This is a genomic window from Mycetocola miduiensis, assembly GCF_900115155.1.
In the GTDB taxonomy this organism is placed as follows: domain Bacteria; phylum Actinomycetota; class Actinomycetes; order Actinomycetales; family Microbacteriaceae; genus Mycetocola_A; species Mycetocola_A miduiensis.
This window is the reverse complement of record NZ_FOVM01000001.1, coordinates 650,888-674,818: the sequence shown is the minus strand read 5'-3', so window position 1 is coordinate 674,818 and position 23,931 is coordinate 650,888. Positions and strand designations below refer to the sequence as shown.

Sequence of the window (23,931 nt, the reverse complement as noted above, 5' to 3'; positions counted from 1 at the left end):
TAACTTTTTGGGGAAATATGGCAAACGAGCAAGAGTCAATCACGCAAACGTGGCAGACCGTGCTCGATGAGCTCGCAACAGACGAGCGCATCACACCTCCCCTGCATGGCTTCCTCAACCTGGTGGTGCCCAAGGGCATCATGGCCGGCACGCTCTATCTCGAGGTGCCGAACGAGTTCACCGCAGGTCAGCTCAACATGCGGATGCGTGCTCCGCTGCTCAAGGCGATCGGCACCCTTCAGGAGACTCACGGTGCGTCGACGTTCGCCGTCGTCGTGAACCCGGAGATCATCGACGAAGAATATGAGCCGCTTCCCCAGGCTCCGATGAACGCCCCGCAGCCGAGTTATGTCAATAACCAGACGTCCCACCTCTCGATGGCTGACACGGCGCTGCCGGCGCGTCAGAACGACACGCGCCTCAACTCCAAGTACTCCTTCGACAACTTCGTCATCGGCCAGTCCAACCGGTTCTCGCACGCAGCCGCCGTTGCCGTAGCCGAAGCGCCCGCGAAGGCGTACAATCCCCTCTTCATCTATGGCGACTCGGGGCTGGGCAAGACCCACCTTCTTCACGCCATCGGCCATTACGCCATGAGCCTCTACCCGGGCATCCGCGTTCGATATGTCTCGAGCGAGGAATTCACCAACGACTTCATCAACTCGATCGCCAACAACCGTGGAGCCGTATTCCAGGCGCGGTACCGAGACATCGACATTCTGCTGATCGACGACATCCAGTTCCTGCAGGGCAAGGCGGAGACGCAGGAAGCGTTCTTCCACACCTTCAACACCCTGCACGACCACAACAAGCAGGTCGCGATCACGAGCGACCTGCCGCCGAAAGCGCTCACCGGGTTTGAAGACCGGATGCGCTCGCGATTCGAATGGGGCCTCATCACCGACGTCCAGGTCCCCGACCTTGAGACCCGGATTGCGATCCTCCGTAAAAAAGCACAGAGCGAAAAACTGCAGATCCCGGACGAAGTGCTCGAGTTCATTGCCTCGAAGGTGTCGAGCAACATCCGCGAACTCGAGGGAACCCTCATCCGCGTTACAGCGTTCGCAAGTCTCAACCGCACTCCGGTGGACATGACCCTGGTCCAGACCGTCCTCAAGGACCTCATCACACTCGACGACGACAACGTCATCTCGCCGGTCGACATCATCAACATCACCGCCGCCTATTTCAAGCTCAGCGTGGACGACCTGTACGGTTCGAGCCGCTCGCAGGCCATAGCAACGGCTCGACAAATCGCCATGTACCTCTGCCGTGAACTGACGAATTTGTCGCTTCCGAAGATCGGACAGCTCTTCGGAAACCGCGATCACACGACTGTCATGTACGCGAATAAGAAGATTTCCGACCTCATGCAGGAGCGCCGGTCGATTTATAACCAGGTCACCGAATTGACCAGCCGGATCAAACAGGGCCATCGTTTTCCTCGTTAAAGCAGTGCTCACAGGCGGTTAACGCTGTGGAAACTGAGGCGTCGTACACAATGTGGATAACCCTGTGGAAACTCGCCTGAAAACTCCTCCGATTCTGTGAACGGATCTCTCCGGAATGTGCAGAACCGCCTCGGATGCCAGTAATCGCATGGAATGTAGCTGACAGCGATTGCACACACGACCAACAACTCACACAGTTGTAGTTCCCATGAAATCGCTAGCGTGTCGGAAGTTATCCACAGTTTCCACAGCGGTTAAGACCATTAACTAATCTTTAACTTTCTCTCTGGCCAATAACCTTTTCGGTCGGTCGCCTTGGGCTCGTGAACCTCGCGCGAAGACGTGAATGACAGTGCTTCTCCGACCCGACTAACATGGGGAACCACTCGTACCTTGAAACGACAGGGGATCCAACCGTGCGGTTTAGCGTCAATCGCGATGTCTTCAGTGAAGCAGTCTCATTCGCGGTGAAGCTGTTGCCTCAGAGAACGACCCTTCCGATTCTGAGCGGCGTGCTCATCGAGGCCACCAACGATGGACTGACCCTCTCGAGCTTCGACTACGAAGTCTCAGCGCAGACCCAGATCAACGCCCAGGTAGACGAACCCGGAACTGTCCTCGTCTCAGGCCGCCTGCTCGCTGACATTGCGAGCCGGCTTCCGAACGCACCGGTGCAGTTCACCACCAACGAGAACCGCATCGTCGTTTCATGCGGGTCTGCGAACTTCACGCTGTTGTCGATGCCTGTTGAGGAATATCCGAGCATCCCGCAGATCTCCGGCGAGACCGGCCTCGTGCCCGGTGAAGATTTCGCAGCAGCTGTATCTCAGGTCGCGGTCGCTGCATCACGAGATGATGTCACCCCCGTGATTACCGGCGTGCAGCTCGAAGTGACCGACAACCGGCTGAGCCTGGTCGCCACCGACCGCTACCGGGTCGCGGTTCGCGAGATCGACTGGGACAACGGCGACAACACCGCCCCAGACAGCCTCGTTGCACTGGTTCCGGCCCGCACCCTTCAGGAGGTCGGCAAGACTTTCGGCCACTCGTCGACGATTTCCGTCGCGTTCACCAGCAAGGACGACCGCGAGCTGATCGCTTTCACGGCTGACAAGAAAACCGTTACGTCGCTGCTGATCAAGGGTTCCTTTCCCCCGGTTCGCCGACTGTTCCCTGACACGAGCGAGAACTATGCCGTCATCAACACGGCCGAGTTGATCGAAGCAGTCCGCCGGGTATCCCTCGTCCTCGAGCGAGAAGCAGCACTTCGCTTCACCTTCACAATCGACGGTCTCACCATGGAGGCGGTCGGATCCGAGCAGGCACAGGCATCCGAAGCGATCGACGCCCTCCTCACCGGCGACGACATCGTCCTGAGCCTCAAACCGCAGTTCCTCATCGACGGCCTCACCGCCGTGCGCAGCGAATATGTGCGGTTCTCGTTCACGAAGAGCGAGAACACGAACAAGCCTGGCCCGATGCTGATTACCAGCCAGTCATCGAAAGACCAGCCAGGAGCTGACAGCTTCAAGTACCTGCTGCAGCCGAACCTGCTCCTGCGCTAACCCACACACCAAACCCGAAGGACTTCTCGCATGCACATCGGCCTCATCGGACTCGGCAAAATGGGCGGCAACATGCGAACCCGGCTGCGGAACGCAGGGATCGAAGTCACTGGTTTCGACCAGAATCCGGATGTCTGCGACGTCGCTACCGTGGAGGAGCTCATCGCGGCACTGCCATCGCCCCGCACGATCTGGGTGATGGTTCCCGCCGGAAAAATCACGTCGTCCGTCGTCGCTGACCTCAGCGACCGTCTCGACGCAGGCGACCTGGTCATCGATGGCGGCAACAGCCGGTTCACCGAAGACTTCAAGAACGCCGAGCTCCTCGCTGCCAAGGGCATCGACTACATCGACGTCGGTGTGTCCGGTGGTGTGTGGGGGCTGGAGAACGGTTACGGCCTCATGGTCGGCGGTTCAACAGCGCAGGTTGAGCGGCTCATGCCGGTCTTCGATGCCCTTCGACCGGAAGGACCGCGCGAAGAAGGATTTGTGCACGTCGGAGAAGTCGGCGCCGGCCACTACGCGAAAATGGTGCACAACGGCATCGAATACGCGCTTATGCAAGCGTATGCCGAGGGTTTTGAACTGCTCGAGAAGCGCGAAGACATCATCCGCGACGTCCCCGGAACCTTTAAAGCCTGGCAACGCGGCACCGTTGTACGTTCCTGGTTGCTCGAACTGCTGGTTCGTGCACTCGACGAAGATGATGATCTCTCCGAGATTGAGGGCTATGTCGAGGATTCGGGCGAGGGCCGCTGGACGATTGAGGAAGCCGTCGCGAATGCCGTCCCCGTGCCGACGATTTCAGCATCCATTTTCGCCCGTTTCGTATCGCGCCAGGACGACTCGCCAGCCATGAAGGCCGTTGCCGCACTGCGCAACCAGTTCGGCGGCCACTCGGTCAAGAAATCCGACGACTGACGCAGGCTGTCCGACAACTGACGCAGGCTGTCAGGCGTCATCGGTAGGCTTTACCGGTGATCGTCACCCACCTCAACCTCAGCAATTACCGCAACTATGCGGTCGCTGATGTGGCGATGGTGCCGGGAGCCAACCTTTTCGTCGGACGCAACGGCCAGGGCAAAACCAACCTCGTCGAAGCGCTTGGTTACCTCTCAACGCTCGGCTCCCATCGCGTCTCGACCGACGTCGCTCTGATTCGAGCCGGTGAAGACGCTGCAATCATTCGAGCCCGGCTGCAGCACAACGGTCGCGATCTCCTCGCCGAGGTCCAGATCAACCGCACGGGCGCGAACCGAGCCCAGATCAATCGCGGCCAGATCAAGCCGCGCGAGTTGCCCCGGTACTTCTCCAGCGTACTCTTCGCCCCCGAAGACCTCGGCATCATCCGCGGCGACCCGTCCGGCCGGCGCCGCTTTCTCGACCAACTGCTCGTGCTGCACACTCCCCGCCTCGCCGGGGTGCTCAGCGACTACGAGCGCACCCTGAAACAGCGCAACTCCCTTTTGAAGTCGGCCCGGGTGTCTGGTCTGAAGGCAAATCAGCTGACCACGCTTGAAATCTGGGACGACAAATTGGTGTCACTGGGTTCCGAAATCATCGACGAGCGCGTGGCACTGGTGGCAGCGCTTGAACAGCCGATCCGGGATGCCTACGCTTCCGTCGTCGGCGACGATCACGGTCCTGCCCTTTCCGCACTTCTCAGCATCGATGGGGTCGACACCGACGCGGATGCGCCGTCGACGAGCGGAAGCTCGGCAGCCTCCGAAGAACAAACCGCCGCGACGGCAGAACGGTTCCGCGCGGCGCTCGCCCTGCAGCGCCGCAGTGAGCTCGATCGCGGATTGACCCTCGTCGGACCGCACCGGGACGACGTGCTGTTCGAGCTGAATTCACTGCCGGTGAAGGGCTACGCCAGTCACGGCGAAACCTGGTCGTTCGCGCTCGCGCTCAAGCTCGCATCCGCAGAGTTGCTTCGTCGGGGCTCCAACTCCGGTGACCCGGTCCTCATTCTCGACGACGTGTTCGCCGAACTGGACCTGAACCGTCGGGCCCGGCTGGCCGCCGCCGTCGGCGGATTTGAGCAGGTCCTCATCACGGCCGCCGTTCTCGACGACGTCCCGGAGGGCCTCACCGCGCATACGGTGCACATCTCCGCCGGCCGCATCCTCGAAACGGCGGAGGAGGTTGCCCGTGGCTGAGCCGAACCAGGGAAACGAACCGCTCTCCGAATCCGCCCGGGTCTATATCCGATTCAAGGAACTCTTCGGCGGCCACAAGCACTTCACCCGATCCAAACGCAACCGCAAGATCGACCCGGCCGAGAGTGTTCCATTCGGCCACGGTCGCGATCCGAAGGGGGTCGGCGATGTGCTGGGTGCCCTCACGAGCCAGCTCGGGTGGGATTCGCCGCTCGCCCAATCCGACCTCGTCGCCAACTGGAAAGAGCTCGCCGGTGAAGAGACGGCGAACCACTCAACGCCGGTCGGGATCGAACAGGGTGTGCTCAGCGTGCAATGCGAATCGACGGCATGGGCGACACAGCTCCGGTTGATGCGCGTTGACATCATGACGCACATCGCCGTGAGGTACCCGGAAGCAGGAATCGAGAGCATCCGTTTTCTGGGACCCAACGTCCCAACCTTCAAACGCGGTCCCAGATCGGTTCAGGGGCGTGGCGTGCGCGATACCTATGGTTAACCAGACAAATCTGGTCGCCTGTCCGGTAAAAGTGGCTCAGATGGGCATATCCGCCCCGAAGCACTCTCGATCTTGATAGAATTACATGTCGAGCACGAAAACGGTTTGGAGCCTAATTTCATATGTCATCAGAACCGAACAGGTCCGCAGATAACAGCGACTACGGCGCAAGCCAGATTCAGGTTCTCGAAGGTCTCGAAGCCGTACGCAAACGTCCAGGAATGTACATCGGTTCCACCGGTCCGCGCGGTTTGCACCACTTGGTCTACGAGATCGTCGACAACGCCGTCGATGAGGCCCTGGCCGGCTACTGCGACAATATCGAGGTCACCATCCTTGCTGACGGCGCCGTACGTGTCGCCGACAACGGCCGCGGAATTCCGGTTGACATCCACCCCGTCGAAGGCAAATCGACGGTCGAAGTCGTCCTGACAATCCTTCACGCCGGCGGAAAGTTCGGTGGAGGCGGATACGCGGTCTCCGGCGGTCTCCACGGAGTCGGCAGCTCTGTAGTCAACGCGCTTTCGAGCCGCCTCGATGTCGAGGTCCGGCGCCAGGGTTTCGTCTGGCGGGCGACATTCCACGATGGAGTGGCGGATGCGCCGCTCGCCAGGGGCGAGGAGTCCGACGAGACCGGCACCACGGTGACGTTCTGGCCGAGCCCCGATATCTTCGAGACGATCGAGTTCGACTACGACACGCTTCGCACCCGGTTCCAGCAGATGGCGTTCCTCAACAAGGGACTCCGAATTGCCCTGAGTGACGAGCGGCCCGACCACCTGGTCGAGGTCTCCGCCGGCGCTGATGGCAAGGAGCCGGAACTCGGCCACCAGTCCGACGTCTTCCTCTATGAGCGAGGGCTCGTCGACTACGTGGAGTACCTCAACCACGCACGTAAGGCAGATCTCGTCAACGACGAAATCATCTCGTTCGAGACCGAGGACGACAACCGCAAGATCGCCCTCGAAGTCGCCATGCAGTGGACGACCGCGTACACCGAGAGCGTGCACACCTACGCCAACACCATCAACACCCATGAAGGTGGCACCCACGAGGAGGGGTTCCGTGCTGCGCTGACAACCCTCGTCAACCGGTACGCCCGTGAAAAGGGACTACTGAAGGAGAAGGACGACAACCTCTCCGGTGATGACGTTCGCGAGGGCCTCACCGCCGTCATCTCGGTGAAGCTGACCGAGCCGCAATTCGAAGGCCAGACGAAAACAAAGCTCGGAAACACCGAAGCGAAGGCTTTCGTCCAGAAGGTAGTCGGCGACCAGCTCGGCGACTGGTTCGGGCGCAACCCGATCCAGGCGAAAGAGATCATCCGCAAGGCGTTCCAGGCAGCGACCGCGCGGATGGCCGCCCGAAAAGCCCGCGAAACGGCGCGCCGCAAGGGACTCCTCGAGGGTGGCGGCATGCCCGGCAAGCTCAAGGACTGCCAGTCCAAGGACCCGTCGCTCTCTGAAATCTTCATTGTCGAGGGTGACTCGGCTGGCGGATCCGCCGTGCAGGGCAGAAACCCCGAAACCCAGGCGATCCTTCCGCTTCGGGGGAAGATCCTAAACGTCGAGAAGGCGCGGCTGGACCGTGCGCTCGGCAACGCCGAGGTCCAGGCGATGATCACGGCGTTCGGCGCCGGCATCGGCGAGGACTTCAACCCGGAGAAGGCCCGGTACCACAAGATCGTGCTGATGGCCGATGCTGACGTCGACGGTCAGCACATCACCACCCTGCTGCTCACGCTGTTGTTCCGGTACATGCGCCCGCTCATTGATTTCGGCTACGTGTATCTGGCACAGCCGCCACTGTTCAAACTCAAGTGGTCGAACGCGCCCCACGAGTATGTCTACAGCGATGCCGAACGTGACGCCCAGCTTGCCGCCGGGCAGGCAGCAGGCCGCCGGATTCCGAGGGAGAACGGCATCCAGCGGTACAAGGGCCTCGGTGAGATGGACTACAAGGAGCTGTGGGAAACCACCATGGCACCCGAGACCCGCACGCTGATGCAGGTCAACCTCGACGACGCAGCAGCTGCCGACGAGATCTTTTCCACCCTGATGGGCGAGGACGTCGAGTCGCGCCGTAACTTCATCCAAAAGAACGCGAAGGACGTGCGGTTCCTTGACATCTAACGACGACACCACCCCCGAAGGCGCCGAGGAGATCGTCGTAGATCCGCCGGAGGACCACGGCATCCACGGCCGGATTAGCCAGGTCGACCTGCAGCTCGAAATGCAGCGGTCCTATCTTGACTACGCGATGAGCGTCATCGTAGGCCGCGCGCTTCCCGAGGTGCGCGACGGTATGAAACCCGTCCACCGCCGCGTGATCTACGCGATGTATGACGGCGGTTACCGACCGGACAAGGCATTCTCCAAGTGCGCGCGTGTGGTCGGGGACGTCATGGGTCAGTTCCACCCCCACGGCGACTCGGCCATCTACGACGCTCTCGTGCGCCTGGTCCAGCCGTGGAGCCTGCGCTACCCGCTCGCCCTCGGTCAGGGCAACTTCGGTTCACCCGGAAACGACGGCGCAGCCGCACCGCGGTACACCGAGACCAAGATGGCCCCGCTGGCCATGGAAATGGTCCGGGACATCGACGAAGACACCGTCGACTTCCAGGACAACTACGACGGACGCACCCAGGAGCCCGCCGTGCTCCCGGCCCGCTTCCCGAACCTCCTGGTAAACGGTTCCGTCGGCATCGCGGTCGGAATGGCGACGAACATCCCGCCACACAACCTGCGCGAGGTTTCGGCAGGCGCCCTGTGGCACCTCGCCAATCCTGACGCCCCGCGGGAAGAGCTGCTTGAAGCTCTTATTCAGCGCATCAAGGGTCCCGACTTCCCGACCGGCGCCCAGATCCTCGGAGTCAAGGGGATCCAGGATGCCTACCGCACCGGCCGCGGCTCCATCACCATGCGCGCTGTCGTCAATGTCGAAGAGATCCAGGGCCGCACCTGCCTCGTCGTCACCGAGCTGCCGTACCAGGTAAACCCTGACAACCTGGCTGTGAAAATCGCTGACATGGTCAAGGACGGCAAGATCTCCGGCATCGCCGACATCCGTGACGAGACCTCCGGCCGCACCGGCCAGCGCCTCGTCATCGTTCTCAAGCGCGATGCCGTTGCCAAGGTCGTTCTCAACAACCTCTACAAGCACACGTCGCTCCAGGAGAACTTCGGCGCGAACATGCTTGCGATCGTCGACGGCATCCCGCGCACTCTGGCGCTCGACGGGTTCATCACGGCCTGGACAGCGCACCAGATCGATGTGATCATCCGCCGCACGACTCACCGCCTGATGAAGGCAGAGGAACGCGCGCACATTCTCCGTGGTTACCTCAAGGCCCTCGACGCGCTTGACGAAGTCATCGCACTCATCCGCCGCTCGGGAACCGTCGATGAGGCCCGTGACGGGTTGATTGACCTGCTCGACATCGACGAACTGCAGGCACGCGCCATCCTCGAGATGCAGCTGCGCCGCCTTGCTGCCCTCGAACGCCAGAAGATCATCGACGAGCACGACGAGATCGAACGCGAGATCACCGAGTTCAAGGCGATCCTTGCGAGCCCGGAGCGCCAGCGCACCATCGTCAGTGACGAGCTCACCGAGATCGTGGAACGCTACGGAGATGACCGGCGCACGGAGATCATGTTCGGGTACGACGGTGACATGTCCATCGAAGACCTCATTCCTGAGGAAGAGATGGTCATCTCCGTGACCCGTGGCGGATACATCAAGCGCACCCGAAGCGACAACTACCGCCAGCAGCACCGCGGCGGCAAGGGCGTCAAGGGAGCCCAGCTGCGTGCAGACGACGTCGTAGATCACTTCTTCGTCACGACAACCCACCACTGGCTGCTGTTCTTCAGCAACAAGGGCAGGGTCTATCGTGCCAAGGCGTACGAAGTGCAGGAAGCGGGGCGGGATGCCAAGGGGCAGCACGTCGCCAACCTCCTCGCCATGCAGCCGGATGAAGAGATCGCAGAGATTCTTGACATCCCGGATTATCAGGCAGCCACCTATCTCGTGCTCGCTACCCGCAACGGACTCGTGAAGAAGACCGCGCTCAGCGAATACGACACCAACCGGACCGGCGGTATCATCGCGATCAACCTGCGTGAGGGTGACGAACTGGTTGGCGCCCTCCTCGTCGAAGATGACAGCGACCTGTTCCTCGTATCGCGTCGCGGCATGTCCATCCGCTTCACCGCCGGCGATGACGTGCTGCGCCCGATGGGCCGTTCCACTTCGGGAGTCATCGGAATGCACTTCCGCGATGACGACGAGCTGCTGTCGGCATCGGTCCTTCCGGCTGACCCGGAGTCTGAGGCCTTCGTCTTCATCGCGACCGAAGGCGGGTACGCCAAGCGCACCGCCATCGAGCAGTACCGGGTCCAGAACCGCGGCGGACTGGGCATCAAGGTCGGCAAATACAACGAAGACCGCGGGCACCTGGCCGGGGCGCTCATCGTGAGTGAAGACGACGAAGTGCTTGTGGTTCTTGCCACAGGCAAGGTGGTAAGGTCTGCCGTGGCCGAAGTTCCCGCCAAGGGCAGGGACACCATGGGCGTCGTCTTCGCACGATTCGCTGACGACGACCGCATTATTGCCCTGGCCAGGAACAGTGACCGAAATCTTGTCGCCGCTGACGCAGAACCAGCCGAAGTTCTCACCGTGAACGAAGTTGCCGCGCCCGCAGGCGAGTCTGAGAAGGAAGAAGAAGTATGAGTAGCGTTGCCGAGAAGCTCGCGAACAAGTCGAGCAAGCGCACGTCGACCAAGCAGGTACGGCTGAAACTGGTCTACATCGACTTCTGGTCGGCAGTGAAGCTGTCGTTCCTCCTCGCGGTGGCTCTCGCCATCGTGACCATTGTCGTGTTCTTCTTGATCTACACGGTCCTCGATCAGACGAAGATCTTCGATCAGGTCAACTCGCTGTTTACCGAGGTTGCCGGAGCAGGCCAGGATCTCACCGCGATCTTCAACCTCGGTCGCGTGATGGGCTTCGCTGTCGTCGTTGCGATCCTCAACCTCGTCGTTGTGACCGCGCTCGGTGCGCTCTGTGCGGCTCTCTACAACCTCAGCGTGAAAATCACCGGTGGGCTGCTGGTCGGGTTCACAAACAACTAGCCGTGCTGGTCGAGGGGGCCCCAGGCCCCCTCGATTAGAACATATGGCGAAATTCAGGTAGTCTCAAAGCTGCCCAAACGGGGATATAGCTCAGGCGGTTAGAGCGCTTCGCTGATAACGAAGAGGTCCCAGGTTCAAGTCCTGGTATCCCCACTCGGGAGACGTTTTTCATAAAATTCTCCCGTAACGGGGCCTTAGCTCAATTGGTAGAGCGCCTGCTTTGCAAGCAGGAGGTCAGGGGTTCGATTCCCCTAGGCTCCACATTCCACTTTCCGCATCAACGTCCGCGCGATTAGACCCGGTCCTCAACAGAATCCCCGGTCCAAGGCTATTTCCCACGGGAAGTGGCCTTTTTGATTTGCTTAGGACGCTCCTGCCATCTCGCCTTTTCCAGTAGTTGATTGGTAGCACACGGTAGTAATACGTGTTTGGTTCGTTGCGCCTTGTGTGCCCGGGATCGTGCGGATCGTCGAGGATAATTCCTACCGGTGCGCCCGGGGTGCGCCCCTGAGCGGTCACCGCTCGTGGAGCCGGCAGGACACGACCGGGGGCCGCTTCACGAGACACTCTTTAAGGCCTTTGCACGCGGCACGACAATGGAGCGTCACTAGCGCGCGGCCCGGATCTGTCCACGTGCCGAGCAAGTGAAAATCCCCCGGTCGAAAGTTGTTAACAGCCTTATTAACAGTGTGGAATGTTATTAACACCCTTATTAACAGTGTGTATAACTACAGCCGTGTGATTACCTTAGTGCCGCGACGCTTGGCTCGACGCGGGGCAAATTCATCGGGCGCAGCCTGTGCTCTGGCGGCTACCCCGCTGCGAGTCCCCGTGCGTTGTTCTCATTGCGCCGGGGATGTCCCGATGCGTCTTAAAGCCGGTTCGCCGACTTCACCTCACACTGCGCGAAGGTGCCAACCCGCCACAGGTTCGACGTGGTGGACACCCGCTGAAGCGTGGGCATCTGCGTCTCGCTGTTCTGCCTTCAGTCTCGCCTTGACCTTGCGTTGCACGTCGAAGAGATCCCACATGTCGTCCACGGGGACGGATACTCCGCGCGCGCCGGATCGTCGAGTCTTCCCACGGATCAGCATGTAGCTGGTGCGGAACACTTTTCCGCCGATCCTCTGCTGAGCATCGCCGAAGACGACCGCGTTTGCGACCGGTCCGGACCCGTCGTCAAGGGAGAGGAACACGACCCGGCCGATGCCGTTCCGGGTCGGTGGTGTGTTCGTTGCTCGTCGGACGCCGGCGATGAGCACGTCGGTGCCGCCGGGCAGGTCGATGAGCTTCGCCGCCGGGGTCACTCCGAGTTCGCGGAACAGGTCGTGGAAGCGCGACATCTGGTGGTTCGATACGGCGACATTGAGGTCGCGAAGTTCGAGGTCGGTTTGGGTGCGGCCGCGGAGCTCGAGCGAGGTGACTGCTTTGAATCGGTTTCCTTCGTAGCCGAGCGGGGGCAGTTCGATGTTGAGGGCGAGCTGGTCGTCGCCGATGTGTAGGGCGGATCCTTGGAGTGACTGGATGTGGGCGAGGAGTTCGTGTCGGCGGTCCCGGTCGTAGCCGATGAAGCTGTCGAGTGCGCCGACGCGGGCGAGCGCTTCGAAGGTCCGGCGTTTCGGGCGGACCCGGTCGCGGAAGTCCTGGAGCGAGTCGAATGGTTGGTGCTTCGCGATCCGTGCGCGTTCGGCTTCGCTGCTGCCGTTCAGCTCGACCAGCGCCATCCGGATTCCCTGGATCCCGTCGGCCGTCTCCTCAACCCGGTACTCAAGACCTGATGTCTGCACGTCGAATCCGAGGATGGGGATACCGAGGCTCCGAGCTTCGGCGAGGATGAGGTCTTTCGGCCACATGCCGGGGTCGTGGGTGAGTAGACCGGCGAAGAACACCGTGGGGTGGTGTGTTTTCAGCCACGCGGACTGGTAGGTGGGGAGGGCGAAGGCCGCGCCGTGTGCCTTCGCGAATCCGAACGCTCCGAACCCGGCGAGGACCGTCCACGCCCGGTTGACGACGGCGTCGGAGAATCCGCGGAGGTTGGCGTGCTCGCGGACGTAGGACTCGATCGCGGGGAGCTCGTCGGGTTTTTCGAGGCGTCGGCGGAGCACGTCCGCTTTGCCAAGACCACACCCGGTGAGCTCGTCGAACATCCGCATGACCTGCTCGTGGAAGACGATGACGCCCATCGTTTCTTGGAGGAACGGCTTGAACCTCTCGTGGATGTAGTCGGGGGCGACTTCGCCGTGGCGGGCTTGGAGGAACTGGAGCGGCATGTTGTTCTGCATCGGGCCGGGGCGGAACAACGAGATTTCGACGGTGAGGTCGTTGAACACCTCCGGTTGAAGTTTTCCGACGAGTTCCATCTGGCCGGGGGATTCGAGTTGGAACACTCCGAGGGTGCGGGTGGAGCGGAGGAGCTCGAATGTGGGTTCGTCGTCGAGAGGCACTCTGTTCAGGTCGATCGTTTCACCGGTGAGCCGGCGGTGTTCGGCGACGGCGTGTGCCATCGCGGATTGCATCCGCACCCCGAGCACGTCGAGCTTGATCAAGCCGAGCGGATCCATGTCGTGCTTGTCGTACATCGACATGGGCAACCCCATCCCGGATGCCTGGACCGCGGTGCGGTCCAGCAGGGACCGGTCGGAGAGGATCACGCCGCAGGGGTGCACGGCGATGTGTCGCGGCAGCCGGTCGAGTCGCTGCGTCAGGTCGACGAGCATGTCCAGTTGCTGATCTTCCTGCACTGCCGTGGCGAGTCCGGCGAGTTCCGGGTTCTGTTTGAGCGCTTGGCGGAACTGGCGGGCGTTGAACCGCCACATCTGCCCGGCGATCTCTTTGATGTCGGCGTCGTCCATCCCGAGAGCGAGCCCGGCATCCCGGACTGCGCCGCGGCCGCGGTACGCATTCGTCATCGACAGGAGCGTCACTCGTTCCGACCCGAATTCCTTGAAAAGCATCCGGTAGATGTCGTGCCGTTTGGCGGACTCGACGTCGATGTCGATGTCGGGCAGGTTGACTCGTTCGGGGGAGAGGAATCGTTCCCAGATCAGGCCGTTGCTGATCGGTTCAACCGAGGAGGTGTGCAGGACGTAGTTGAGTACGCTGCCGACCCCGGACCCGCGCGCCTGGATCCGGATGCCTTGATTCCGGATGAGGTCGCACGCGTGCGCGACTGTGAGGAAGTACCCGGCCATCCCGAGCTGCTCAACGGTTCTCATCTCATGCTCGAGCGCGCGATGCGCGTCAGGAAGCAGCGTGCTGCCGGCGTATCGTTCGTCGACACCGTTGCGGCCACGGGCCCACAGCTCGGTGAGTGGGTCACCTGTGACCCCGATGACGGATGCTTCCGGCATCCGCGGTCTCCCCAACCCGATGTCGGTGGCACCGTCGAGGGCGCACTTCTCGGCGAGCTGCTCGGTGTCCCGGATCAGCTGGTCGACCGCACCCGGTTCGCGGGGGCCCGCGTCGACGACCATCCGTGCGACTTGGCGCATCGCCTGGCCTGATTTCAGCCACGCCTGTCCGTTGGTTTGCAGATCCTCCAGCTCTGCCAGCGGAGTAAGCATCCTGGCAGCGTCAGCGATATCGGCGGTCAGCGCCTCATCGGGGGTGCCGTACCGGACCGCGTTCGTGAGGACAGCGGGTAGCAGGGCGTTTTCGGCGAGCGATAGCATCCGAGTCGCCGGGGTTACCGATCCTGGGTTTCCTGGTTCCGCGAGGTGGCAGATGACCTCCAACGTCACTGAACCGGCGGGCATCGCCCGGGTCCAAGCCGTGAGGCGCTGCCGAGCCTCTGTTCCGTCGCGGCGTTCAATGGCCTGGCCGACGTCGGATGTGGGTCCGAGGAGCACGGTGAGCGAGTTCATTCCGGCGAGGAACGCGAGTCGTTCCCGAGACACGGATGGCTTCTTGGACCCGTTCTGGTGGGCGGCGGACACCAACCGGCAGAGCGCGGCGTACCCCCGGCCGTTGGTGTGGCCGTGCGCGAGGACGACAACTCGGCCGAGCGGCCGGTGCTCGTCATCGTGGATGGCGAGGTCGGCGCCGAGGCCCGGGCGGATGCCGGCGGCGATGCACGCACGGATGTGTTTGATGGCTCCGTAAAGGCCGTCACGGTCAGTGACGGCGAGGAAGTCGGACCCTTGCGCTGCAGTCTGTTCAGCGAGTTCCTCCGGCATGGTGACGCCGTAGTGCATCGAGTACGCGGAGTGGACGTGCAGATGCGGGAAGCTCATCCCCAGTCGAGGGCGAGCACCCAGGTGCCGTCGGCGTCTCGCCGAAGGTCGTACCTGTGCTGTTCCTCGCCTCCGGCTGCCAAGCCGGCCTTGACGGCGTCAACCCGCCACAGTTCCGTGTCGATTCGTTTCGGAGCTGAACCCTGCTCCCACCACCTGGTGCGAGTGAAGATTGCCTGCGGTTGCCCGATGATAGTGTGCTCGAACCGGTCGAGGAAGAACGCCGCCGGGTCACCGCCCGCGCTGAAGTCCACCGTGACCGGCTTGTCGATGATCGTCGGCATGAGTACTTCTTCCTTCGAACATTCGTATATGTGTTCGATTGTTGAAAGTGTACTCCCGACCGGCGACAGACTCGATACACCTGTCCAGGGTCCAACGCCGGAAGCGGTCCTTCGGGGCGCCGAATGGTTGTCGCATCCGAGGTGCCTGAGCGCGATTCTTCAACGGGCGGGGCATACGGGACTTTCCCCAGTCTCGGTGGATCCTCGCAGCCGCGCTATGGCTGGAAGTGTTCGTTTGAGCTCCGGCTTTCGGGTCGTCTGAGCGGTTCCCCGGGGATGCGACTGGACCCGCATTGTGCGGTCGGCTTCGCCCCCAAGAAGCCGCGAAAATCGTGTGTGGGCGGAGAGCTAGCCGACCGCGCCCGCGACGAGTCTTAAGGATTGAACGAGGCAAGAAGCCACCGGAAAGCTATGCCGGCGCCGGGAAGAATGGGAACCAAGCGGCATGAACTTAATGCCTGTAATGCTTATAGCGGGCATTCTGCTCGTCGCTGGCGGTGCCGCCTTCATCATTTTTGCTCGCCGCTTAGCGCCCGTCCGTTACGACGTCGAAAATGTCGTGTCGGAGAAGGAAAGGGCAAAGCGCGCGTCTCCGACCCGACTTCGTATCTGGTCGACCGGGATGCTGATAGTCGGCGTCGTTCTCGTCGCTTTGTCGCTCGGTGGTGTCTTCGGCTAAGGCTCAATAGCTGAGCGAACGTGTCCGGTCGTGGACCGGCACCGATCAGGGTCCCTGTTCTGCATGACACCGCTCTCCGTGAATCGCTTCCAGCATGGCGATGACTCCTGTACGGTCGGGGAACCCGAGCGCTGCTGATGTGGATCCTTACTGGATCGCTTTCAACCGGATCGGCGCTGTGCAAATGTCGGTGTCAGACCGCAGCTCGTGGAAGCGCGCCATATGGTGATTCGACACGGCGACGTTGAGGTCGTAGGTTGATCCTACCCCGCAACACAAAAGCCTGATCAGCGGCCTCTTTCGGTCCCTTACTAGGGAGAGCGAAAGGGCAGACTTGGCTAAAATCCGGCGCAGTGTCACACTGCGCCGGGTTTTTCTTTGCCCGTGCGACCCCTCACTCGGTGCGACTCGAGAACCCTGGGACGCGCTCGCGCGCCTGCGGTGCATGAGCGACTCCGAGCGCATCCTGCTGGCTGGCGAACTCGATGTGCGCGTTCGGGCCGGAGAATTGGAGGTAGATGCCGTCGCCGTGGGTGGTGTCGTAGACCGTCGCGTCGGACGAGTTGATGTCGGTGCCGTCCATGGTGGGCGGCGGTGTACTGCCTGCTGCGCCCGCGGTCGACAGGCTCAGACTCCAGGGATGCCCTGCGCTTGACAGATCCCTCCTGGTGATGCCACTCTACTGCTGTAGCTACTGCTGTAGATACTCGAACGACACGCCAGCTTGGCGTCACTCACCAAAGGAGTTGGGATGCATCGAAACCTGTCACGCCGTGGGCCCCTGGTGGCCGCGGCGGCCTTCGCCGGATTGGGCCTACTGCTCTCCGGGTGCTCGGCTCAGTCCGGGTCCTCGGTAAGCGAGGAAACGATCCACGTGACTATCATCACGAAGGACCCCAGTGACCCGTTCTGGGTCGCCATGGTCGACGGCGCGAAGAAAGAGGCCGAGAGCCAGAACGTCGAGATCACGGTCGCGGCGGGTAAGGATCAGACCGACAGCGACGGCCAAATCCAGGCCATCGAGAACGCCACCGCTCGCGGCGACGCCGCGATCCTCATCGCGAACAACGGCCCCGCGGTCAATGACGCGATCAAGAAGGCGCAGGATGCCGGTGTCCTCGTGCTCGCCCTGGACACCCCATTCAGCCCCGCGAACCTCGCGACCGCGACCTACGCCACCGACAACTTCGCCGCCGGCCAAGCCATCGGAAAGTGGGCCGCGGCCTCGCTTGAGGGCGAGAAGGCGGTCATCGCGATGCTTGACCTGTTCGCGGACAAGGTCGTCTCGGTCGACTACCAGCGCGACCAGGGCTTCCTTGACGGCATGGGCATCGCCCTCGGTGACCCCGAAAAGATCGGCGACGAGGCGAAGACCGGCACCTACTCCGGTGGCGAGTACGAGATTGCGTGCCACGAGTACAGCGATGGCGCGCAGGACGGCGGCCGCACGGCGATGGAGAAGTGTCTCTCGCTCAACCCGAACATCAACGTCGTCTACACCTCGAACACGGCCCCGGGCCTAGGCGCCTATCAGGCGCTGAAGGCGGCGAACGTCGACGCCCTCCTGACGTCGATCAACGGCGCATGCGAGGACATCAACACGATCATCGACGGTAAGTTCGGCGCCGGTTCGCAGCAGTTCCCGGGCAAGATGGGCGCCGAGGGCGTCAAGGCGGCAGTCGAGTACGTCCGCTCCGGCACCAAGCCCACGACGGACAACGCCGACGGCTTCATAGACACCGGTGTCGAGCTCGTCACCGACCAGCCGGTCGCCGGCCTGGAGAGTGTCACCGGCGCCGAAGCGATGAACGCCTGCACCTCCTGAGGTTGATGATGGCGACCACGATAAACACCGAACTGTCCGCGGCCGAGGCGTTCAAGACCCGCCCGCTAACCCCGCTCCAGAGGGTGCATCGCATCCTGCACCTGCATCCCGAGATCAGCCCGATGATCGCGCTAGTCATTGCGATGCTCGTATTCCAGCTGGCGAATGAGCGCTTCCTCAGCCCGGGGAACATCTCTCTGATCCTCCAGCAGGTTGCGGTCGTCGGGTCGCTTGCGGTCGCCCAGACGCTGGTGATCCTGACGGGCGGCATCGACCTCTCGGTCGGTGCGCTGATGATCCTCGTCTCGATGGTGATGGGATCCCTGGTGGGCCTAACCGGCCTGCCAGGGCCCATCGCCTTCGCAATCGGAATCCTGGTCGGGCTCCTCGCCGGCCTCCTGAACGGCGTGCTGGTCTCGGTGCTCCGGCTGCCACCGTTCATCACGACGCTCGGCACGCTGAGCATCTTCCTGGCTCTCGCGCTCCTCATGAGCAACGGCGTCGCGATTCAGGGCGAGAAGCTCGGCGGATTCCTCCTCTGGACGGCGGTGGCGTTCAGCGTCGGGCCGTTCAATTTCACGGTCGGCGTAATCCTCATGCTGCTGATGTATGTCGGGATGGGCTTCGTGCTGCATCAGACCGGGTGGGGCCGTCACGTGTACGCCGTCGGCAGCGACCCCCTCGCCGCCCGGCTGTCCGGCATCAACACGCGGCGCGTGCTGATGAGCGTGTATGCGGTCGCGGGCGTCCTCGTGACCCTGTCCGCGTGGATCCTCATCGGCCGCAACAACGCCGCGACGACCAGCGCGGCCGTCGACGTCAATCTCGACTCCATCACAGCGGTCGTCATCGGCGGCACGAGCCTCTTCGGCGGCCGCGGCGCGCTGCTCGGCACTTTCCTCGGGGCGATCACCGTCGCGGTCTTCCGCAACGGCCTCTCGCTCGCTCGCGTGGACGTGCTGTACCAGACTCTCGCGATCGGCATCCTGATCCTCTTCGCGGTCGCCCTCGACCAGTGGATCCGCCGGGCGGGGGTGAAGGGATGACCGCCGAGCCGATCCTGCGTGCGCGGGGAATTGTTAAGACGTACGGTGCGGTCGTCGCCCTCGACGGTGTGGACTTGGATCTGAACGCGGGGGAGATCCTGGCCGTGATCGGCGACAACGGCGCCGGGAAGTCGACTCTCATAAAATGTCTGACGGGAGCAGAGATCCCTGATGTCGGGAACCTCGAGGTCGCAGGGAGTGAAGTCCATTTCCGCCGCCCACAGGACGCGCACGCCGCCGGCATCGAGACCGTCTACCAGACGCTCTCGCTCGCGCCCGACCTCGACATCGCCTCCAACATGTTCCTCGGCCGCGAGATCCGCCGCCGAGGGCCACTCGGCGGCGTCCTCCGGATGCTCGACCACAAGCGGATGCGCCAGCTGGCGGCCGAGAACGTGTCCAAGCTCGGCATCCGCACCCTCCAGGACATCACCCAGGTCGTAGAGACGCTGTCCGGCGGCCAGCGTCAGGCGGTAGCGATCGCACGCGCCGTCGCGTTCGGCAGCCGCATCGTCGTGCTCGATGAGCCGACGGCTGCGCTCGGCGTGCGCGAGACCGCGCAGGTGCTCGATGTCGTGACAGGTCTGCGCGAGGCAGGACTGGGCGTCATCCTCATCAGCCATAACATGCCCAACGTGTTCCAGGTCGCCGACCGGATCCACATCCAGCGCCTCGGGCGGAGGATCGCCACGATCTCGCCCGAGTCGCACACGCCAGCAGAGGCGGTCGCGATCATGACCGGCGCCACCTCAGCGCCCGCCCACGTAGGCGCCCTATCGAAAGAAGATCGTCCATGACCTCTGACTCCCTCGTCGCTTCGACCTCTCATCGCTACGGCATCCATGCCCTCGTGTGGACCGGCGAATGGACGCCGGAGACGGCCGACGACGCGATCCGGCGCACGGCCGAGGCCGGCTACGACCTCATCGAGCTGGCGCTGCTCGATCCTTATGCGATCGACGTCGACGCGACGAGGAGATCCCTGGACCGGCACGGGCTCTCGATGGTTGCCTCGCTCGGGCTCTCGCCCGCGACGGACATCTCCAGCGAAGACGAGGAGATCCGGCGGCGCGGCGAGGACCTGCTGCACCGCGCCGCCGCGGTAGTCCGGGACCTCGGCGGCGACTACCTGTGCGGAGTCATCTACGGGAGCATGAGCAAGCACCCAGGGCCCGCGTCCCGGCGCTCCTACGCAAACAGCGTGGAGAGCATTCAGCGACTTGCGGACACGGGCGCTGCCTCCGGCGTCCGGCTCGGTCTTGAGGTCGTCAACCGCTACGAGTCGAACCTTCTGAACACCGCGCGCCAGGCTATGGACTACCTTGGCTCCGTGGACCGCGACAACGTCTATGTCCACCTCGACACGTACCACATGAACATCGAGGAGCCGGACATGGCCTCCCCGATCGCTGTGTGCGGCGACCGCCTGGGCTACGTGCACGTGGGGGAGAGCCATCGCGGCTACCTCGGGTCGGGCACGATCGACTTCCGCAGCTTCTTCGCGGCCCTGTCGAGTTCGGGCTACACTGGGCCGATCACGTTCGAGTCCTTCTCCTCGACCGTCGTGGATCCCGTGCTGTCGAACACGCTCGCGATCTGGCGGAATCTCTGGCGCGACTCGGACGACCTCGCCCGCCACGCCCGGACCTACATGCAGACGCAGATCGAGGGCGCGTCCGCCGTCCGGTTCCAGTAGGGAGGGATTACATGGTCAATCGAAATGACGTCGCGCGTCTCGCCGGGGTGAGTACCGCCGTCGTGAGCTACGTCATGAACGGGGGGCCACGAGTCGTCTCCGCGGAGTCGCGGGCGAAGGTGGAGGCTGCGGTGCGCGAGCTCGGGTACCGCCCGAACGGTCTCGCCCGCGCGCTGAAGCTGCAGCGCACGGCGGTCCTCGGGATCGTGGTGCCCGACAGCAGTAACCCGTACTTCGCGGAGCTGGCGCGCGCCATCGAGGAGGCGGCCTACGCGCAGGGAATGACGCTGCTGCTCGGCAACTCCGCGGAGGATCCCGCCCGGGAGCTCGCCTACCTCAGCACGTTCCTCAACGGACGGGTGGACGGCATCCTAATCGTCAGCTCCAGCCGGTCGCCCGACATCATTGACCTCCTCGACCGGTCGGGACTGCCCTCCGTGTTCGTGGACCGCTCGCCGGTGGGCAACCAGCACAGCGCGATCGAGGTGGACAATCGCGCCGGCGGACGCGAGGCCGTGGCCCACCTCCTCGAGCACGGCCACCGGAACGTGACGGTCGTGGTCGGCCCGTCGGCCCAGTCCGACGAGCGCATGAAGGGCGCGCTCGAGGCGGTAGTCGGACGCGACGACGTCATTGTCCGCCAGACGAGCTCCGTCCGTTTCGCCCGGAGCGCGGGGTACGCGGCCGGTCGCGAGATCCTCGCGACGGACGACCGCCCGTCCGCAGTGTTCACGGTCGCGGACGAGCTCGCAATCGGCGTGCTCCGCGCCGCGGCGGACTCGGGACTGCGCGTTCCCGAGGACCTCGCCGTCGTCTCGTTCGACGGCATCCCGGAAGCCGCCTTCACAGCTCCCGGACTCTCCACGATCGGCCAGCCCTTCGAGCGGATCGCGCAGGAGGCGGTCGGCCTCCTCATGGCGATGGTGGACTCGGACGTGCCGCCCCAGTGCGTCGTCCTGCCCGTCGCCCTGATCCGTCGCGGCAGCTGCGGCTGCCCCGACGATCTCCACATCACCTGAGCCATCCCATCCCATCCCATTCCTGATCGAGAGGCGAAAACCCATGAACGACGACCAAACTGTGCTCGCGGAGTACCGACTCGCGAACCCGACCGGCATGCCGCGCAGAAGCGAGCCGGTGTTCCTCGACGCGGTTGATACGGACTCCGTCATCTCCGTGCGCCTCGGGGACGGTCCGCTCGCGCCGGCGCAGCGACTCGCCTCCGGCGGGCTGGTCACGATCCTCGACATCCCGGATGGCACGGGGCCTTTCGTCCTCACGGTGGTCGAAGGGGCACCCGAGACGAACGGCGCCACAATCACCGAGGTGCCGGCCCTCGAGCAGGACGCCGTCGTGCGGCTTAACACCGGCCCCTTTGAGATCGAGCTGTGCCGGGGCACGGGCAAGGGTACGACAAGTTCCAAGTGGGGCATCCGGCACCTGCTCGCCAAGGAGCAGGGCGTCGACCTCATCCCGGGCGGGGACAACTGCATCGGCGGCTTCTACGCTCCGTTCTTCACGCCGGAGAACGGGCTCATCAACCCGCCCGAGCACGTCATCGCGGACGTCGAGGTCCTGGAGCGCGGCCCGCTCCTGCACAAGTACCGGCTGACCGGCCGCATCCCCGACGGGCTCCTGCCAGAGCTGCGCGGCAAGTGGTTCACGATCGACTGGCAGTTCACGGCCGGGTCCGCGTGGTTCGAGCGGCACTACGACATCTCGGACTTCGCGACGGAGGTGGACGGCCGCGCCGCCGTGAACAAGTTCACGGTCGGTGACGAGTTCGAGGCAGGGCCCGGCGACGTGCTCTTTGACCACTTCGCCTCCTGGGCGGGCACGACCTATCGCGAGGGCGACCCTTACGCGGGAATTCTCGCGGACCGCGTCCACCAAATCACGAGCGGGATCTCGGAGGAGTCCTCCCCGTCACTGCACGCGTACCACCAGGCGATCGGCGGCGACATCGAATCCGCCAACTGGGACTGGTACTGGCGGCTGTTCAGCGCGTGGGAGTCGTTCCTCACGCACGACGAGATCCGGGAGCACCTGTCCGAGGTGCGCGCCGAGGCCCACCGTGCCGCGGACTCCCCCGCGCGGGAGTGGAAGACGACGGACGAGCCCCTGGGCGTCGAGGTGCCAACGACGGAGGAGGCCACGGTCTTCGTCGGGCCCTCCAACAAGACCGCGGCGATCAACGCGGGCACCGGGTACGCCATGACGTGGTGGACGTCGAAGCCGGTCGGCCGGTTCCAGATCGTCCAGCGCCGTGAGTCGGGCTGGAGCAACTGGGGCACGAACGGCGAGAACGAGTGCCCGGAGCTGCCGACGGACGTGACCATCCGCGCCGCGTACGGCCGTTTCGCCGACTCGTGGCGGACGGTGGCCGCCTCGCTCGAGAACCCGGTACGGCTCGAAGCCCGCACCGATCGATGACCGACGTGCTCGTCGTCGGCGAGTCCCTCGTCGACATCGTCCGCACCGCCGGGGCGGATCCGTCCCACCGCCCCGGCGGGAGCCCGCTCAACGTCGCGGTCGGCGTGGCGCGCCTCGGCGTCCCCGTCGCGCTGCACACACGGATCGGAAGCGACGAACACGGGCGAGCGATTCTGGACCACTTGCGCGGGAGCGGCGTGGAGATCACCGCGGTGTCGGTGGTCGACGCTCCGACGAGCACGGCGCGGGCGGAGATCGACCCGAACGGCGCGGCCGAGTACGAGTTCGACCTCGACGCGTCCCTAGCCCCGGTCGGCGAGGCCGCCCAGGACGTCCGCTGGATCCACGCCGGATCGATCGCGGCGTTGCTCGAACCGGGCGCGAGCAGCGTGCGGACCGCGTTCGACGACGCGGGAGCGGGAGTCGTCCGCTCGTTCGACCCCAACATCCGGCCCGATTTGATCGGCGACCCCCGGGATCGTCGCGCCGCTATCGAGTGGTACATCTCCCGGAGCGACGTCGTGAAGGCAAGCGACGAGGATGCCGAGCTGCTGTATCCGGATCGCGACCCCCGGGAGACCCTGCGGGCATGGCGGGCCGGCGGCGCGCGCCTGACCGTGCTGACGCGCGGCGCGGACGGGGCGCACGCCGTGTTCGAGGGCGGCGAGCTCGCTGCGCCGGCGGCACGCGTTGACGTACGCGACACGATCGGGGCGGGCGACTCGTTCATGGCCGCGCTGATCTGGCGGCTCCTCGCAACGGCCGGCCGGGAAGGTCTCCGGATCGACGAGGAGACGATGGCCGACGCCGTCGGCGGCGCACTCGCATGCGCGGGCGTCACCGTCGCAAGAGAGGGCGCCGACCCGCCCCGCCTCGGAGAGGTGCCGTCATGGTGAGCGCACCCTGCTCGTAACGCCACGCGGT

19 protein-coding genes and 2 tRNA genes are annotated in these 23,931 nt (G+C 63.7%); 18 read left to right on the top strand and 3 right to left on the bottom strand.

Translation table 11 applies throughout. The features are described 5' to 3' along the window. Nucleotides 1-17: 17 nt before the first annotated feature. The 10 genes from dnaA to BM197_RS03280 all read left to right on the top strand — a co-directional run bounded on the left by dnaA (nt 18) and on the right by BM197_RS03280 (nt 11,073). Nucleotides 18-1,451 (top strand): chromosomal replication initiator protein DnaA, encoded by a 1,434-nt coding sequence (dnaA, locus tag BM197_RS03325; RefSeq protein ID WP_090708743.1) that lies wholly within the window; start codon nt 18-20, stop codon nt 1,449-1,451. A 416-nt stretch (nt 1,452-1,867) separates the two neighbouring features. After that, complete coding sequence (gene dnaN / locus BM197_RS03320; protein WP_090708976.1) at nt 1,868-3,016, top strand: DNA polymerase III subunit beta; 1,149 nt, start codon at nt 1,868-1,870, stop codon at nt 3,014-3,016. 30 nt (nt 3,017-3,046) lie between these two features. Then, entirely contained in the window at nt 3,047-3,937 is an 891-nt protein-coding gene (gene gnd / locus BM197_RS03315; RefSeq protein ID WP_090708741.1) for a phosphogluconate dehydrogenase (NAD(+)-dependent, decarboxylating), read from the top strand. A 56-nt stretch (nt 3,938-3,993) separates the two neighbouring features. Beyond that, nucleotides 3,994-5,178 (top strand): DNA replication/repair protein RecF, encoded by a 1,185-nt coding sequence (recF, locus tag BM197_RS03310; protein ID WP_090708739.1) that lies wholly within the window; start codon nt 3,994-3,996, stop codon nt 5,176-5,178. Then, nucleotides 5,171-5,677: a DciA family protein gene (locus BM197_RS03305; RefSeq protein ID WP_090708738.1), complete on the top strand. Its 507-nt coding sequence runs from the start codon at nt 5,171-5,173 to the stop codon at nt 5,675-5,677. Before recF ends, BM197_RS03305 begins: the two co-directional genes overlap by 8 nt. Nucleotides 5,678-5,799: 122 nt before the next feature. After that, nucleotides 5,800-7,809, top strand: a complete 2,010-nt coding sequence (gyrB, locus tag BM197_RS03300) for a DNA topoisomerase (ATP-hydrolyzing) subunit B (protein ID WP_090708736.1) — start codon at nt 5,800-5,802, stop codon at nt 7,807-7,809. Nucleotides 7,810-7,840: 31 nt separating this feature from the next. Continuing rightward, complete coding sequence (gene gyrA / locus BM197_RS03295) at nt 7,841-10,411, top strand: DNA gyrase subunit A (RefSeq protein ID WP_245762365.1); 2,571 nt, start codon at nt 7,841-7,843, stop codon at nt 10,409-10,411. Beyond that, entirely contained in the window at nt 10,408-10,812 is a 405-nt protein-coding gene (locus tag BM197_RS03290; protein WP_090708735.1) for a DUF3566 domain-containing protein, read from the top strand. Before gyrA ends, BM197_RS03290 begins: the two co-directional genes overlap by 4 nt. A 79-nt stretch (nt 10,813-10,891) precedes the next feature. Then, a tRNA-Ile gene (locus BM197_RS03285) sits at nt 10,892-10,965 on the top strand. A gap of 35 nt (nt 10,966-11,000) precedes the next feature. Next, a tRNA-Ala gene (locus BM197_RS03280) sits at nt 11,001-11,073 on the top strand. Nucleotides 11,074-11,708: 635 nt separating this feature from the next. On the opposite strand, the gene dnaE is transcribed toward BM197_RS03280, so the two are convergent. Both dnaE and BM197_RS03270 read right to left on the bottom strand, forming a co-directional pair. Then, on the bottom strand, nt 11,709-15,044 hold the full coding sequence (dnaE, locus tag BM197_RS03275) for a DNA polymerase III subunit alpha (RefSeq protein ID WP_090708733.1): 3,336 nt from the start codon (nt 15,042-15,044) through the stop codon (nt 11,709-11,711). Beyond that, nucleotides 15,041-15,328, bottom strand: a complete 288-nt coding sequence (locus BM197_RS03270; RefSeq protein ID WP_090708732.1) for a hypothetical protein — start codon at nt 15,326-15,328, stop codon at nt 15,041-15,043. Before BM197_RS03270 ends, dnaE begins: the two co-directional genes overlap by 4 nt. Before the next feature lie 454 nt (nt 15,329-15,782). On the opposite strand from BM197_RS03270, the gene BM197_RS03265 reads away from it, so the two are divergent. Next, entirely contained in the window at nt 15,783-16,007 is a 225-nt protein-coding gene (locus tag BM197_RS03265; RefSeq protein ID WP_143094970.1) for a hypothetical protein, read from the top strand. A 394-nt stretch (nt 16,008-16,401) separates the two neighbouring features. On the opposite strand, the gene BM197_RS03255 is transcribed toward BM197_RS03265, so the two are convergent. Further along, complete coding sequence (locus tag BM197_RS03255) at nt 16,402-16,590, bottom strand: hypothetical protein (RefSeq protein WP_090708727.1); 189 nt, start codon at nt 16,588-16,590, stop codon at nt 16,402-16,404. A gap of 291 nt (nt 16,591-16,881) precedes the next feature. On the opposite strand from BM197_RS03255, the gene BM197_RS03250 reads away from it, so the two are divergent. The 7 genes from BM197_RS03250 to BM197_RS03220 are packed head-to-tail and all read left to right on the top strand — an operon-like array spanning nt 16,882 to nt 23,903. After that, nucleotides 16,882-17,832 carry a substrate-binding domain-containing protein gene (locus BM197_RS03250; protein WP_218151800.1) on the top strand — a complete coding sequence of 317 codons (951 nt, stop codon included), beginning with the start codon at nt 16,882-16,884 and terminating at the stop codon, nt 17,830-17,832. Nucleotides 17,833-17,840: 8 nt separating this feature from the next. Further along, nucleotides 17,841-18,878, top strand: a complete 1,038-nt coding sequence (locus BM197_RS03245; protein ID WP_090708973.1) for an ABC transporter permease — start codon at nt 17,841-17,843, stop codon at nt 18,876-18,878. Continuing rightward, nucleotides 18,875-19,675: an ATP-binding cassette domain-containing protein gene (locus BM197_RS03240; RefSeq protein ID WP_090708723.1), complete on the top strand. Its 801-nt coding sequence runs from the start codon at nt 18,875-18,877 to the stop codon at nt 19,673-19,675. The genes BM197_RS03245 and BM197_RS03240 overlap by 4 nt, the downstream gene beginning before the upstream one ends. Further along, nucleotides 19,672-20,574 (top strand): sugar phosphate isomerase/epimerase family protein, encoded by a 903-nt coding sequence (locus BM197_RS03235; RefSeq protein WP_090708722.1) that lies wholly within the window; start codon nt 19,672-19,674, stop codon nt 20,572-20,574. The genes BM197_RS03240 and BM197_RS03235 overlap by 4 nt, the downstream gene beginning before the upstream one ends. 11 nt (nt 20,575-20,585) lie before the next feature. Continuing rightward, nucleotides 20,586-21,593 carry a LacI family DNA-binding transcriptional regulator gene (locus BM197_RS03230; protein ID WP_090708720.1) on the top strand — a complete coding sequence of 336 codons (1,008 nt, stop codon included), beginning with the start codon at nt 20,586-20,588 and terminating at the stop codon, nt 21,591-21,593. Nucleotides 21,594-21,636: 43 nt separating this feature from the next. Beyond that, on the top strand, nt 21,637-23,007 hold the full coding sequence (locus tag BM197_RS03225; protein WP_245762350.1) for a hypothetical protein: 1,371 nt from the start codon (nt 21,637-21,639) through the stop codon (nt 23,005-23,007). Beyond that, complete coding sequence (locus BM197_RS03220; protein ID WP_090708719.1) at nt 23,004-23,903, top strand: carbohydrate kinase family protein; 900 nt, start codon at nt 23,004-23,006, stop codon at nt 23,901-23,903. Before BM197_RS03225 ends, BM197_RS03220 begins: the two co-directional genes overlap by 4 nt. The last annotated feature ends 28 nt before the right edge of the window (nt 23,904-23,931 follow it).

Excerpts from the sequence above, each read along its gene's own strand:
- dnaA (WP_090708743.1), top strand. The coding sequence starts at position 18 with ATGGCAAACGAGCAAGAGTCAATCACGCAAACGTGGCAGACCGTGCTC.
- gnd (WP_090708741.1), top strand. The coding sequence starts at position 3,047 with ATGCACATCGGCCTCATCGGACTCGGCAAAATGGGCGGCAACATGCGA.
- gyrB (WP_090708736.1), top strand. The coding sequence starts at position 5,800 with ATGTCATCAGAACCGAACAGGTCCGCAGATAACAGCGACTACGGCGCA.
- BM197_RS03290 (WP_090708735.1), top strand. The coding sequence starts at position 10,408 with ATGAGTAGCGTTGCCGAGAAGCTCGCGAACAAGTCGAGCAAGCGCACG.
- dnaE (WP_090708733.1), bottom strand. The coding sequence starts at position 15,044 with ATGAGCTTCCCGCATCTGCACGTCCACTCCGCGTACTCGATGCACTAC.
- BM197_RS03270 (WP_090708732.1), bottom strand. The coding sequence starts at position 15,328 with ATGCCGACGATCATCGACAAGCCGGTCACGGTGGACTTCAGCGCGGGC.
- BM197_RS03265 (WP_143094970.1), top strand. The coding sequence starts at position 15,783 with ATGCCTGTAATGCTTATAGCGGGCATTCTGCTCGTCGCTGGCGGTGCC.
- BM197_RS03255 (WP_090708727.1), bottom strand. The coding sequence starts at position 16,590 with ATGGACGGCACCGACATCAACTCGTCCGACGCGACGGTCTACGACACC.
- BM197_RS03245 (WP_090708973.1), top strand. The coding sequence starts at position 17,841 with ATGGCGACCACGATAAACACCGAACTGTCCGCGGCCGAGGCGTTCAAG.
- BM197_RS03240 (WP_090708723.1), top strand. The coding sequence starts at position 18,875 with ATGACCGCCGAGCCGATCCTGCGTGCGCGGGGAATTGTTAAGACGTAC.
- BM197_RS03235 (WP_090708722.1), top strand. The coding sequence starts at position 19,672 with ATGACCTCTGACTCCCTCGTCGCTTCGACCTCTCATCGCTACGGCATC.
- BM197_RS03230 (WP_090708720.1), top strand. The coding sequence starts at position 20,586 with ATGGTCAATCGAAATGACGTCGCGCGTCTCGCCGGGGTGAGTACCGCC.
- BM197_RS03225 (WP_245762350.1), top strand. The coding sequence starts at position 21,637 with ATGAACGACGACCAAACTGTGCTCGCGGAGTACCGACTCGCGAACCCG.
- BM197_RS03220 (WP_090708719.1), top strand. The coding sequence starts at position 23,004 with ATGACCGACGTGCTCGTCGTCGGCGAGTCCCTCGTCGACATCGTCCGC.